Raw genomic sequence first — 12,032 nt, 5'->3', positions numbered from 1 at the left:
ACGGCGCGCTTCGGCGCGCCGTTTTCGTTTGGGCCTAAGGCCGGAACAGCACCCCACCTGTCATCGGCGCCGCCACCCCCGTGGTGGTGGGAAAGGTCAGCGGCAGCCCCAGCAGCGAGCGCGCGGCGAGATAGCCGAAGGCGTGGGCCTCCAGCGCATCACCGGACCACCCAACTCGATCGGCCGTGCGCACCTCGGCCTTGAGGCGCTCGGCCAGCATTGCGAGAAGCGTCGGGTTGCGCGCGCCGCCCCCTGCGACGATCCACACCGAAGGAGGCCGGGGCAGGAACGGGACGACGGCCGCGACCGTCGCCGCTGTGAGCGCCGTCAGCGTCGCCGCGCCATCCTCGACGGACAGGCCCGCCAGCCCCATCCGCTCCGTCACGGCACGCCGGAACGCGTTGCGATCCAGAGACTTGGGTGGCGGGAGCTGGAAGAAGGGGTCCGCCAGCACCGCCGCGACACGCTCCTCGTCCACCCGCCCCCGCGCCGCCGCCCGCCCGTCCGCATCGAAGGGCACGCCGGTCCGCTCTTTGAGGAAATCGTCGATCAGGGCGTTGCCCGGCCCGGTATCGCAGGCGATGGGCGGGGCATCGCCATCGATGACCGTGACATTGGCGACCCCGCCCACATTCAGCACCGCCACCGGCTGCGGCAGGGTGAGCCGCCGCACCAGCGCCTGATGGAACACCGGCACCAGCGGCGCCCCCTGCCCGCCCGCCGCCACGTCCGCCGCGCGGAAATCGGCGACGACCGGGATGCCCAAAGCCGTGGCCAGCCGCTGGCCCTCGCCGATCTGCACGGTGAGGCGTGCATCGGGGCGGTGGATCACCGTCTGGCCATGGAAGCCCACGAGGTCGATGTCGCCGGGGGTGAGCCGCAGCGGCTCCAGCAGAGCGCGCACCGCCTCGGCGTGGAGATCGGTGACGCGCCGCTCGGCTTCCGCCAGCGCGCCCGGCCGATCGTCCCGATGGTTCACGCCGCGCGCATCCTCCATGGCGGTGACGAGGAGGGCGCGGGTCTTGGCGTCGATGGGGCGGGTGATGGCGGAGCCGAGCCAGGCGACGCTCTCGCCATCGGTCTCGATCAAGGCGGCGTCGATGCCGTCCATGGAGGTGCCGCTCATTAGCCCGACGACACGCATATCCGCCCCCTCGCCTCACGCACATGCATTCTTGCGCCGGACCTGATACACCACCGCTCCTTTCCGGCGCGTGAGCGCCAGCCTCAAGCCTGAATCTGCGTGATGACTTCTCCTTCCTTCCGCTCCGACTTCCTGCGCACCCTCTCCGAGCGCGGCTACATCCACCAGTGCTCGGACCTCGAGCGCCTCGATGCCAAGGCCGCGGAAGGGCCCATCACCGCCTATATCGGCTTCGACGCCACCGCATCGAGCCTGCATGCGGGGCACCTGCTCTCCATCATGATGCTGCGCACCCTCCAGCGCACCGGCCACCGGCCGATCGCGCTCATGGGCGGCGGCACCACCAAGATCGGCGACCCGTCCGGCAAGGACGAAGCCCGCAAGATGCTGACGGACCAGCAGATTTCGGACAACATCGCGTCCATCCGCAAGGTCTTCGCGCGCTTCCTCGATTTCGACGGCGGCGCGATCATGGAAAACAACGCGGCCTGGCTGGACGAGCTGAAATACATCCCCCTGCTGCGCGAGGTGGGGCCGCACTTCACCATCAACCGGATGCTGACGTTCGATTCGGTGAAGCTGCGCCTTGAGCGTGAGCAGCCGCTCACCTTCCTCGAATTCAACTACATGATCCTGCAGGCCTATGACTTCGTGGAGCTGAACCGGCGCCACGGCTGCATGCTGCAGATGGGCGGCTCCGACCAGTGGGGCAACATCGTCAACGGCATGGAGCTGGGCCGCCGCATGCACGGCGCCGACCTCTTCGCGCTGACGACCCCGCTGCTCACCACCTCCTCCGGCGCCAAGATGGGCAAGACCGCCGGCGGCGCCGTGTGGCTCGATGCCGACCTGCTGAGCCCCTACGAGTACTGGCAGTATTGGCGCAATGCGGGCGATGCGGACGTGGAGCGGTTCCTGAAGCTCTTCACCGAACTGCCGCTGGACGAGATCGCCCGCCTCGCCGCACTTCAGGGGCAGGAGATCAACATCGCCAAGGAGGTGCTCGCCACCGAGGCGACCGCGCTCCTGCACGGCCGCGAGGCCGCCGAGAAGGCGAAGGAGACCGCCCGCACCACCTTCGAGCAGGGCGCGCTGGCCGTGGACCTGCCCACCGTGGAGCTGCCGCGGGCGAAGCTGGAGGCGGGCCTTCCCGTCGCCAACGCCTTCGTGGAGGCCGGCCTCGTCGCTTCCACCAGCGAGGCGCGCCGCCAGATCAAGGGCGGGGGCCTCAGGGTGAACGACGCCGCCGTGACCGACGAGAAGGCGTCCATCGACCTTGCCGCGCTCACCCCCGAGGGCGTGGTGAAGCTCTCCATGGGCAAGAAGAAGCACGTGCTGCTGAAGCCGGTGTGAGGCGCGGGGCCGGCCTCTTGCCTCGGACGACTGGAGCGGAGCGCAAGGAGCGCCGTGGCCCAGCGCAACATCTCGCCGAAGGCGGCCTGATCCCGGGGATCTTCCAGAGTGTCGCCGGCTTCGCCGACCTTTCCCCTGGACCCCGGCTCGGCGCTCCGGCTTCGCCGTCGCTGGTCCGGGGAACTCGTCCTCCCTCCTTCGGCCACAAAGGCCGGTCATTGGGCGCAGCGTTGACGGCCCCGTCGCGCTGACGTAGCCACCTGTTTCAACGCATTTTCTTCACGCGAACCGGTACCCACTTCGCTCGAAAATGCTTCAGAAAGAACCTGCCTCCCCATGGCCGAGCCCGCGCCGCGCATCTCCTTCGTTTCCCTCGGCTGCCCGAAGGCGCTGGTGGACAGTGAGCGCATCGTCACGCGCCTGCGCGCCGAGGGATACGAGCTGACGAAGACCCATCAGGGCGCGGACCTCGTCATCGTCAACACCTGCGGCTTCCTCGACAGCGCCAAGGCAGAAAGCCTCTCCGCCATCGGCGAGGCGCTGGCGGAGAACGGCAAGGTGGTGGTCACCGGCTGCATGGGCGCCGAGCCCGAGCAGATCCGCGAGGTGCATCCCAGCGTCCTCGCCATTACCGGCCCGCAGCAGTACGAGAGCGTGCTCGCCGCCGTGCACGAGGCGGTGCCGCCGCAGCACGATCCCTTCCTCGATCTCGTGCCCGAGCAGGGCGTGAAGCTCACGCCCCGCCACTACGCCTATCTCAAGATATCCGAAGGCTGCTCCAACCGCTGCACCTTCTGCATCATCCCCAAGCTGCGCGGCGACCTCGTCTCCCGCCCCGCCGCCGATGTGCTGCGCGAGGCCGAGCGGCTGGTAAAGGCGGGGGTGAAGGAACTCCTCGTCATCTCGCAGGATACCTCCGCCTATGGGGTGGACCTGCGCTATGCGCCGAGCCAGTGGGGCGACAAGGAAGTGGCGACCCGCTTCCTCGACCTCGCTTCAGCGCTGGGCGACCTCGGCGCCTGGGTGCGCCTGCACTATGTCTATCCCTACCCGCACGTGGATGCGGTGATGGAGCTGATGGCCGCCGGCAAGGTGCTGCCCTATCTCGACATCCCCTTCCAGCATGCGAGCCCCACCGTGCTGAGGCGCATGAAGCGCCCGGCCTCGCAGGAAAAGACCCTTGCCCGCATCCAGGCGTGGCGGCAGGCGGTGCCGGACCTCACCTTGCGCTCAACCTTCATCGTCGGCTTCCCCGGCGAGACGGAAGCGGAGTTCGAGGAGCTTCTGGCCTTCATGGAAGAGGCCGAGATCGACCGCGCCGGCGCCTTCAAGTTCGAGCCCGTGCGCGGGGCGGACGCCAATGCTTTGCCCGATCCGGTGCCGGACGAGGTGAAGCAGGACCGTTACGACCGCTTCATGCGCACCCAGCAGAAGGTCTCGGCCCGCCGGCTGAAGAAGAAGGTCGGCACCCGCCAGCAGGTCATCATCGACTCCGTGTCGCCCGAAGGCGCCATCGGCCGCACCAAGGGCGACGCGCCGGAGATCGACGGTACGGTGAAGGTCTTCTCCCGTCGCCCGCTGCGCGTGGGCGAGATCGCCACGGTGAAGATTGAGGCCGCAGGGCCCTACGACCTCACCGGCACGGCCGTGGGGTTCTGAACAGAGAATTCCCCCGGCCGGTCTTCCTTCGATTGGGTGGATCGCCCGGCTTGTCCGGGCGATCCACCCATCCGCCCGCGCGCTACCTAGTAGGCCCGAACCAGCCCAGCCGTGGATCGCCCGGACAAGCCGGGCGATGACCAAAAAGGGGCACCTTTCCGCGAGGGGGGAGGGGCGCCCCTCACCACGTCGCCTTGAAGTTGCGGTAGAGCTGCTCCGCCGCCGACGCGAAGAGCGGCATCCGCTCCTTGGTCGCAGCCTCGAGCAACGCCTGCCCGCCGGCCCCGGTGATGGCCTCCAGCGCGCAACGGTATTCGGGAATCACGCCCCATTCCGGCACCGTCTCGTCGGTCAGCTCCACGTGATACTGGATGCCGAACGCCTTCTCCCCCACCTGCAGCGCCTGGATGGCGCAATGCTCGTTCTCGGCGAGCACCACCCCGCCCGGCGGCAGGGCCAGCACCGCCGCGCCGTGCCACTGGAGGGTCGGGAAGGTCGGGCCGAGGTTCTTGAACAGGGGAGATTCGCGCCCGGCTGCCGTCAGCGATACGTCGGTCACGCCCACTTCCGGCCGGGGCATGAGGCCGACCTTGCCGCCCAGCGCATCGGCGAGGAGCTGGTGGCCGAGGCAGACGCCGAGATAGGGCTTGCCGGTGCCCATCCAGTCCCGGATGGCGGCCTTCTCGGCGACGAGCCAGGGCAGCTCTTCCTCCTGCCACACGTCCATGGGCCCGCCGAACACCATGAGGGCGGCGAAATCGTCGAAGGCCGGGATGGGCTCGCCCTCGTCCAGCTCCACGGCGTGCCATTCCACGCCGTCGGCCTGCATGAACTCGCGGAAGCGGCCGGGGTGCTCGCAGGCGACATGCTGGAAGACGAGGACTTTCAAGGGATGGCCTCCATGAACGACGCGACCGTCGGACGTGCGACGGGCGGTGCCTTGATAGTGAACCGCCACGCCACAGCCCCGCAACCAGATTTCCTCACAGGCAAAACGCGAATGCGAGTTAGTCGCGCTAAAGAGTGCCTTCCCATGGGTTTACCCCCCACCCGCCAAGCCGCTATCAGAGGCGCGATCGGGGAGTAGCTACCGCCTTGGAGTGCACCAAGGCGGGGTCGTGCCAACAGGCTTGCGCGGAAAGCGCATGGCGCGACCAGCCGAACGTTTCGGCCCGGCGAGACCGTGACGCACCGGTTCGCGCGCGGACGGGCCGGATGCGCCAGGGTTCTCAAGCCTCCCCTTCCGCCGGACAATTTTGATGTCGCCTGCCACGATTCTCGTGCTCGCCATGAGCATGTCCATGGACGCCTTCGCCGTCAGCGTGGGGCGCGGTGCCGCCATGGGCCGCCCGCGGGTGTCCGAGGCGCTGCGTACCGGCATGGTGTTCGGCCTCGTCGAAGCCGCCACGCCGGTCATCGGCTGGGCGGCTGGGCTTGCCGCAAGCAGTTATGTGGAGGCGGTGGACCACTGGATCGCCTTCGCCCTGCTCGGCGGCGTCGGCCTGCACATGCTCGCCTCCGCTTTCTTCGCGCGGGAGGAGGAAAAGGCACCGCGCGGGCGGTCCCTGCCGATTCTGCTCGCCACGGCGGTCGGCACCAGCATCGATGCGATGGCTGTGGGCGTGTCGCTCGCTTTCCTCGATGTGAACATCTGGATCACCGCCGCCGCCATCGGCCTCACCACCTTCATCATGTCGTCCGGCGGCATGCTGCTGGGGCGGCTTGTCGGCGCGCGTTTCGGGCGGGTTGCGGAGGTCGTCGCGGGTGTGGCATTGGTCGCCATCGGCGCCACGATCCTCATCGAACATCTCAGCGCCTGAGGCAGAAATGCCGGTCGGCGTTGACTCCCCACGCTTTCGCGACTAAGAACCCGCCACCTTTGCGGGCCGGGAATGGCCCGCTTGGCGTTTCACGCACCCGTGGCATCGCAAGGCAGCGCGCCGGGCGAGCCTGTCGGCGGAACGGTCCGGAACCTCGTGTTCCATCCATTTCGCAGAGGAGGGGCGCGATCCAAACCCGAACGAACCAACAGGGATCCGCGTTACATGAGCAAGCGCATTGCGGCCAAGCACAAGATCGATCGCCGTATGGGCGAGAACATCTGGGGCCGCCCCAAGAGCCCGGTGAACCGTCGTGAGTACGGTCCCGGCCAGCACGGCCAGCGCCGTAAGGGCAAGCTGTCCGACTTCGGCGTGCAGCTGCGCGCCAAGCAGAAGCTGAAGGGCTATTACGGCTCCATCGGCGAGAAGCAGTTCCACAAGGTGTACGTCGAGGCCTCCCGCCTCAAGGGTGACACCGGCGCCAACCTCATCGGCCTGCTGGAGCGCCGCCTGGACGCGGTGGTCTACCGCGCCAAGTTCGTGCCCACCATCTTCGCCGCCCGCCAGTTCGTCTCCCACGGCCACGTGAAGGTGAACGGCAAGCGCGTGAACATCCCGTCCTACCTCGTGAAGGTCGATGACGTGATTGAGGTGAAGGAAGCCTCCCGCCAGCTCGCCATCGTGATCGAGGCGCAGCAGCTCGCCGAGCGCGACGTGCCCGACTACATCGAGCTCGACACCCACAAGCTCACCGCGCGCTTCGCCCGCATCCCGGAGCTGAACGAGGTGCCCTACCCGGTCCAGATGGAACCGAACCTCGTGGTCGAGTTCTACTCGCGCTGATCCGGCGCGGGACCCGAAAAAGAAAAGGCCGCCCACCGGGCGGCCTTTTTGTTTGGGCCGCCGCGTCAGACGACGCGGCGGGAGACCCTAGCGGCTCAGCTGCCGGACTTCACCTCGGCCGCGGCGGCGGCGAGGAACTCGTCCATGTTGCGGCGGATCTGGTGGTCGGAGACGTCCACCTGCTTGGCGTCGAAGTCGGCGCGCAGCTTGCGGAACACGTCCTCGTCACCGGCTTCCTCAAGGTCGGCCTCGACGACGGCCTTGGCGTAAGCGAGAGCCTCCTCGCCGGAGAGACCCAGCTTCTCGGCGGCCCACAGGCCGAGCTTCTTGTTGCGGCGGGCGAGCGCCCGGAACCGCGTCTCCTCGTCGAGCGCGAAAGCCTTTTCGAAACCTTCCTCGCGCTTGTCGAACGTGGTCATGGCACCCCTCTTCCTGCGAATGGGCGGCCGGCGGCCGGCCTGATCTGTCTGCGCGGACCTGGCTGATTTGGGTTGCCGCTGCGCTCACGCAAGGGCAGCCGTCGTCCGCACGCGCGCCTTGAATATCCCCCGCCTCATATTAGATCAACGTCAGTAAAGCTCCGCGCCCCGTTGCGACCGTGCGACCAGATGGCCGCCCCCGCCTCTTCAAGGGGATGGCCCGGGCGGGCTCATCGGGACGCGCGTTGTATCCAGCCGTCCAATCGGCTAGTGTCCGAACGGGCTTGGGATGTCCTTGAAACAGACATCCCCGGCCCCGCCGAGGAGCGTCACACGAACGGAGCCTTGGCAAACCCATGGATTTCCTCAATCGACGGTATACCCCCATGAGCCGCCGCCGCCGAATCTACGAAGGCAAGGCGAAAGTCCTGTATGAAGGACCCGAGCCCGGCACACTTATTCAGCACTTCAAGGACGATGCCACGGCCTTCAATGCGAAGAAGCACGATGTCATCGACGGCAAGGGTGTGCTGAACAACCGGATCTCGGAGTACATCTTCTCCCGGCTGAACGACATCGGGGTGCCGACCCACTTCATCCGCCGGCTGAACATGCGCGAGCAGCTCATCCGGGAAGTGGAGATCATCCCGCTTGAGATCGTGGTGCGCAACGTGGCCGCCGGCTCCATCTCGACCCGCCTCGGGATCGAGGAAGGCACCCAGCTGCCGCGCTCGATCATCGAGTTCTATTACAAGAACGACGCGCTCAACGACCCGATGGTGTCGGAAGAGCACATCACCGCCTTCGGCTGGGCCACCACCCAGGAAATCGACGACATCATCGCCCTCGCGATCCGCGTCAACGACTTCCTGTCCGGCCTCTTCCTTGGCGCCGGCATCCGTCTTGTGGACTTCAAGATGGAATGCGGCCGCCTGTGGGAGAACGACATGATGCGGATCGTGGTCGCTGACGAGATCAGCCCCGATTCGTGCCGGCTCTGGGACATCAAGTCGAACGACAAGATGGACAAGGACCGGTTCCGCCGCGACATGGGCGGCCTCGTCGAGGCCTATACCGAGGTCGCGCGCCGGCTCGGGATCCTGATGGAGAACGATCCGACGCAGGGCAAGGGTCCCGTCCTCGTGAAGTGAGGCGTCAATTCGGGCGGGGGCGTTGAGTCCTCTACCCGAAAAGTGCTAGGCGGGGGCCGGATCGGCCCCCGTTTTGCGTTGCTGAGCCCCGCACGGGCTTGGCGATGCCCGGCGGTAGGCAAGCAACAGCGCGGGCGCAAGCGCGTGCCATGAAGGCGAGGTTTCCATGAAGGCCCGAGTGATCGTCACCCTCAAGTCGGCGGTGCTCGACCCGCAGGGCAAGGCCATCGAAGGCGCGCTGCGGTCGCTGGGTGTGGCCGGCGTGCAGAGCGTGCGGCAGGGGAAGGTGTTCGACGTGGAGCTGGCCGGCAACGACCGCACCGCCGCCGAGGGCGCCCTCAAGGACGCCTGCGACAAGCTCCTCGCCAACACCGTGATCGAGACCTACAAGGTCGAGTTCGCCGAGTGATGTGATATTCTGGCGGCCGCTTCAGGGAGCAAGGCCGCCGAGAGGGCATGATGGCCGAGATCACCAACGAGCTTCTCATCGAGGTTCCGAAGTCGATCCCGCGGGACGCAGCCCCCGGCCGGCGAGCCATGACGGCTCGCGAAGAGGTGATCGCCCGGTGCGATCCCCGACAGGCCGTCGGGCAGGACATGAACACCATATACGGCATGCACGCGGGCCGTGACGCGCGGCTCGCTCGCATCGAACGCAGGCTCGGCCTCGTCGGCATCCACTGAGAGATCATGAAACCAGCCGTCATCCTCTTCCCTGGCTCCAATCGTGAGCAGGACGCCGTGCGCGCGCTGCGGCTCGTCGCCGGCGCCAAGCCCCAGGTGGTGTGGCACGCCGAGCACGAGCTGCCCAAGGGCACCGACCTCGTGGTCCTGCCCGGCGGCTTCTCCTATGGCGACTATCTGCGCTGCGGCGCCATCGCCGCGCGGGCGAACATCATGGACGCGGTGCGCGCCCACGCCGCCCGCGGCGGCCTGGTGCTCGGCATCTGCAACGGCTTCCAGATCCTGTGCGAGGCGGGGCTGCTGCCCGGCGTGCTGGTGCGCAACGCCCGCCTGCGCTTCGTCTGCCGCGAGGTGCTGCTCCGGGTGGAGCGGGCCGACACTCCCTTCACCAAGGCCTATCGCAAGGGCGAGCTGATCCGCATCCCCGTGGCCCACGGCGAAGGCAATTTCACCGCCTCAGAGGCCAACCTCGCGCGGATCGAGGGCGACGGCCGCGTGGCCTTCCGCTATGCGCGCCGCGACGGCCAGATCGACGAGACGGACGGCCCCAACGGCGCCATCAACGGGATCGCCGGCATCTATTCCGAGAAGTTCAACGTGCTCGGCATGATGCCCCACCCGGAAAACTACATCGAGCCGGAGATCGGCCCCACCGACGGACGCGGCCTCTTCGAGAGCCTCGCCGGCGCCCTCAAGGCGGCGTGAGCCGCGGCCTCAATTCGGATCGACGCCCGTGAACCTCATTCCCAATACCCCCCGCATCACGCCGGAACTCGTCGCTGAGCACGGCCTGAAGCCGGAGGAGTACGATCACTTCGTGAAACTGATCGGCCGTGAGCCGACCATCACGGAGCTCGGCATCGTCTCCGCCATGTGGAACGAGCACTGCTCGTACAAGTCCTCCAAGGTCTGGCTGCGCACCCTGCCCACCACCGGCAAGCGCGTCATCCAGGGACCGGGCGAGAATGCCGGCGTGGTGGACATCGGCGACGGCCTCGCCGTCGTGTTCAAGATGGAGAGCCACAACCACCCCTCCTTCATCGAGCCCTATCAGGGCGCGGGAACGGGCGTGGGCGGCATCCTGCGCGACGTGTTCACCATGGGCGCGCGGCCCATCGCGGCGCTCAACGCCCTGCGCTTCGGCGACTGCCACAATCTGAAGACCCGCCGCCTGCTGGCCGGCGTGGTGGCCGGCATCGGCGGCTATGGCAATTCCTTCGGCGTGCCCACGGTGGGCGGCTCGGTGGGCTTCCACAAGCGCTACAACGGCAACATCCTCGTCAACGCCATGGCCGTCGGCCTCGCGAAGACGGATGAGATTTTCTATGCGGCGGCCACCGGCGTCGGCCGGGCCATCGTCTATCTCGGTTCCAAGACCGGCCGCGACGGCATCCACGGCGCCACCATGGCCTCGGCCGAGTTCGGTGCCGACGCGGAGGAGAAGCGCCCGACCGTGCAGGTCGGCGACCCCTTCGCCGAGAAGCTGCTGCTGGAAGCCTGCCTCGAGATCATGCAGGCGGGCTGCGTGGTGGCGATCCAGGACATGGGCGCCGCCGGCCTCACCTGCTCCGCCGTCGAGATGGGTGCCAAGGGCGACCTGGGCGTGGAGCTGAACCTCGACGCCGTGCCCTGCCGCGAAACCGGCATGACGGCCTATGAGATGATGCTCTCGGAGAGCCAGGAGCGCATGCTCATGGTGATCGCCGACGGCAAGGAAGACGAGGCCGAGGCCATCTTCCGCAAGTGGGGCCTCGACTTCGCCATCGTCGGCCACACCACCGATACCCTGCGCTTCGTGGTGAAGCACAAGGGCCTCGTGGAAGCCGACCTCCCCATCAAGGAGCTGGGCGACGAGGCGCCGGAATACCGCCGCCCCTACGAGGAGCCGGCCCCGCGCCCCGAGATCCTGCCCTCGGACGTGCGCACCACGGCCTCGGTGGCGGACGCGCTGGAGCGGCTCATCGCCTCGCCGGACCTGTGTTCCAAGCGCTGGGTGTGGGAGCAGTACGACCACCTCATCCTCGGCAACACCGTGCAGCGCCCGGGCGGCGACGCCGCGGTGGTGCGCGTGAATGACGGGCCCAAGGCCCTCGCCATGACCACCGACGTGACGCCCCGCTATTGCGAGGCCGGCCCCTTCGAGGGCGGCAAGCAGGCGGTGGCCGAGGCGTGGCGCAATCTGACCGCCGTGGGCGCGACCCCCATCGCCGTCACCGACAACCTGAACTTCGGCAATCCCGAGAAGCCGGAGATCATGGGCCAGTTCGTGGCCTGCGTGAAAGGCATCGGCGCGGCCTGCGAGGCGCTGGACTTCCCGGTCGTCTCCGGCAACGTCAGCCTCTACAACGAGACCAACGGCAAGGCGATCCTGCCCACCCCGACCATCGGCGGCGTCGGCCTGATCGAGGATCTCGACCAGACCATGACGCTGGACTTCAAGGCGGCGGGCGAGCCGGTGCTGCTCATCGGCAAGACCAAGGGCTGGCTCGGCGCATCCGCCTTCCTCGCCACCGTGTGCGAGCGCGAGGAAGGGGCCCCGCCCCCGGTCGATCTCATCGCCGAGAAGCGCAACGGCGACTTCGTACGCAACCTCATCCGCGATGGCGTCGCCACCGCCGTGCATGACGTCTCCGACGGCGGCCTCCTGGTCGCGCTGGCCGAGATGGCCATGGCCAGCGGCATCGGCGTCTCGCTGGAAGACGCGCCGGACGGCATGGACCCCTATGCGTGGTGGTTCGGCGAGGATCAGGCGCGCTACGTGGTCACCGTCGCATCCGGCCAGGGCGCCGAGGTGATCCACAAGGCGGAGATGGCCGGCGTGCCGGTCATGAAGATCGGCAAGACCGGCGGCGACCGCTTGATCGTGCCGGACGACCGCTCGATAGTCGTGGAATCGCTGAAGGATCGGCACGAGACGTGGCTGCCCATCTACATGGGCGCCTCGTCCTGACGCTTTCGC

12 protein-coding genes are annotated in these 12,032 nt (G+C 67.8%); 9 read left to right on the top strand and 3 right to left on the bottom strand.

All coding sequences use genetic code 11. The features are described from left to right. Positions 1 to 34: 34 nt before the first annotated feature. Positions 35 to 1,144: an anhydro-N-acetylmuramic acid kinase gene (locus FHT36_RS00215; protein WP_169120031.1), complete on the bottom strand. Its 1,110-nt coding sequence runs from the start codon at positions 1,142 to 1,144 to the stop codon at positions 35 to 37. A 102-nt stretch (positions 1,145 to 1,246) separates the two neighbouring features. Here FHT36_RS00215 and tyrS point away from each other — a divergent pair, with 102 nt between their 5' ends. Beyond that, on the top strand, positions 1,247 to 2,497 hold the full coding sequence (gene tyrS / locus FHT36_RS00210) for a tyrosine--tRNA ligase (protein WP_169120029.1): 1,251 nt from the start codon (positions 1,247 to 1,249) through the stop codon (positions 2,495 to 2,497). A 336-nt stretch (positions 2,498 to 2,833) separates the two neighbouring features. Beyond that, a complete protein-coding gene (gene rimO / locus FHT36_RS00205; RefSeq protein WP_169120027.1) occupies positions 2,834 to 4,156 on the top strand; it encodes a 30S ribosomal protein S12 methylthiotransferase RimO in 1,323 nt (440 codons plus the stop codon). Between the two features lie 181 nt (positions 4,157 to 4,337). Here the strand turns inward: rimO and FHT36_RS00200 are convergent, their stop codons facing one another. Further along, entirely contained in the window at positions 4,338 to 5,045 is a 708-nt protein-coding gene (locus FHT36_RS00200) for a type 1 glutamine amidotransferase (protein WP_246701962.1), read from the bottom strand. A 370-nt stretch (positions 5,046 to 5,415) separates the two neighbouring features. Between FHT36_RS00200 and FHT36_RS00195 the strand changes: the two genes are divergently transcribed. Continuing rightward, positions 5,416 to 5,976: a manganese efflux pump MntP family protein gene (locus tag FHT36_RS00195; protein WP_169120025.1), complete on the top strand. Its 561-nt coding sequence runs from the start codon at positions 5,416 to 5,418 to the stop codon at positions 5,974 to 5,976. 225 nt (positions 5,977 to 6,201) lie between these two features. Next, the gene (rpsD, locus tag FHT36_RS00190) at positions 6,202 to 6,819 is read left to right on the top strand and encodes a 30S ribosomal protein S4 (RefSeq protein WP_024278816.1); all 618 of its coding nucleotides are present in this window, start codon (positions 6,202 to 6,204) and stop codon (positions 6,817 to 6,819) included. Between the two features lie 95 nt (positions 6,820 to 6,914). On the opposite strand, the gene FHT36_RS00185 is transcribed toward rpsD, so the two are convergent. Continuing rightward, positions 6,915 to 7,238 (bottom strand): DUF1476 domain-containing protein, encoded by a 324-nt coding sequence (locus tag FHT36_RS00185; RefSeq protein WP_169120023.1) that lies wholly within the window; start codon positions 7,236 to 7,238, stop codon positions 6,915 to 6,917. Between the two features lie 356 nt (positions 7,239 to 7,594). On the opposite strand from FHT36_RS00185, the gene purC reads away from it, so the two are divergent. The 5 genes from purC (at position 7,595) to purL (ending at position 12,023) form a co-directional block, all read left to right on the top strand. Continuing rightward, positions 7,595 to 8,389, top strand: coding sequence for a phosphoribosylaminoimidazolesuccinocarboxamide synthase (gene purC, locus FHT36_RS00180; protein ID WP_169120021.1), 795 nt, complete (start codon positions 7,595 to 7,597; stop codon positions 8,387 to 8,389). A gap of 166 nt (positions 8,390 to 8,555) precedes the next feature. Next, positions 8,556 to 8,798, top strand: coding sequence for a phosphoribosylformylglycinamidine synthase subunit PurS (gene purS / locus FHT36_RS00175; RefSeq protein ID WP_169120019.1), 243 nt, complete (start codon positions 8,556 to 8,558; stop codon positions 8,796 to 8,798). 50 nt (positions 8,799 to 8,848) lie between these two features. Next, a complete protein-coding gene (locus tag FHT36_RS00170; RefSeq protein WP_169120017.1) occupies positions 8,849 to 9,073 on the top strand; it encodes a hypothetical protein in 225 nt (74 codons plus the stop codon). 6 nt (positions 9,074 to 9,079) lie between these two features. Next, positions 9,080 to 9,778 (top strand): phosphoribosylformylglycinamidine synthase subunit PurQ, encoded by a 699-nt coding sequence (purQ, locus tag FHT36_RS00165; RefSeq protein WP_169120015.1) that lies wholly within the window; start codon positions 9,080 to 9,082, stop codon positions 9,776 to 9,778. Positions 9,779 to 9,815: 37 nt separating this feature from the next. Continuing rightward, positions 9,816 to 12,023 (top strand): phosphoribosylformylglycinamidine synthase subunit PurL, encoded by a 2,208-nt coding sequence (gene purL / locus FHT36_RS00160; RefSeq protein ID WP_169121431.1) that lies wholly within the window; start codon positions 9,816 to 9,818, stop codon positions 12,021 to 12,023. The last annotated feature ends 9 nt before the right edge of the window (positions 12,024 to 12,032 follow it).

Source organism: Xanthobacter sp. SG618 (genome assembly GCF_012932745.1).
Classification (GTDB): domain Bacteria; phylum Pseudomonadota; class Alphaproteobacteria; order Rhizobiales; family Xanthobacteraceae; genus Xanthobacter; species Xanthobacter flavus.
This window is presented reverse-complemented; position numbering and strand designations above follow the sequence as displayed.

Excerpts from the sequence above, each read along its gene's own strand:
- FHT36_RS00215 (WP_169120031.1), bottom strand. The coding sequence starts at position 1,144 with ATGCGTGTCGTCGGGCTAATGAGCGGCACCTCCATGGACGGCATCGAC.
- tyrS (WP_169120029.1), top strand. The coding sequence starts at position 1,247 with ATGACTTCTCCTTCCTTCCGCTCCGACTTCCTGCGCACCCTCTCCGAG.
- rimO (WP_169120027.1), top strand. The coding sequence starts at position 2,834 with ATGGCCGAGCCCGCGCCGCGCATCTCCTTCGTTTCCCTCGGCTGCCCG.
- FHT36_RS00195 (WP_169120025.1), top strand. The coding sequence starts at position 5,416 with ATGTCGCCTGCCACGATTCTCGTGCTCGCCATGAGCATGTCCATGGAC.
- rpsD (WP_024278816.1), top strand. The coding sequence starts at position 6,202 with ATGAGCAAGCGCATTGCGGCCAAGCACAAGATCGATCGCCGTATGGGC.
- FHT36_RS00185 (WP_169120023.1), bottom strand. The coding sequence starts at position 7,238 with ATGACCACGTTCGACAAGCGCGAGGAAGGTTTCGAAAAGGCTTTCGCG.
- purC (WP_169120021.1), top strand. The coding sequence starts at position 7,595 with ATGGATTTCCTCAATCGACGGTATACCCCCATGAGCCGCCGCCGCCGA.
- purS (WP_169120019.1), top strand. The coding sequence starts at position 8,556 with ATGAAGGCCCGAGTGATCGTCACCCTCAAGTCGGCGGTGCTCGACCCG.
- FHT36_RS00170 (WP_169120017.1), top strand. The coding sequence starts at position 8,849 with ATGGCCGAGATCACCAACGAGCTTCTCATCGAGGTTCCGAAGTCGATC.
- purQ (WP_169120015.1), top strand. The coding sequence starts at position 9,080 with ATGAAACCAGCCGTCATCCTCTTCCCTGGCTCCAATCGTGAGCAGGAC.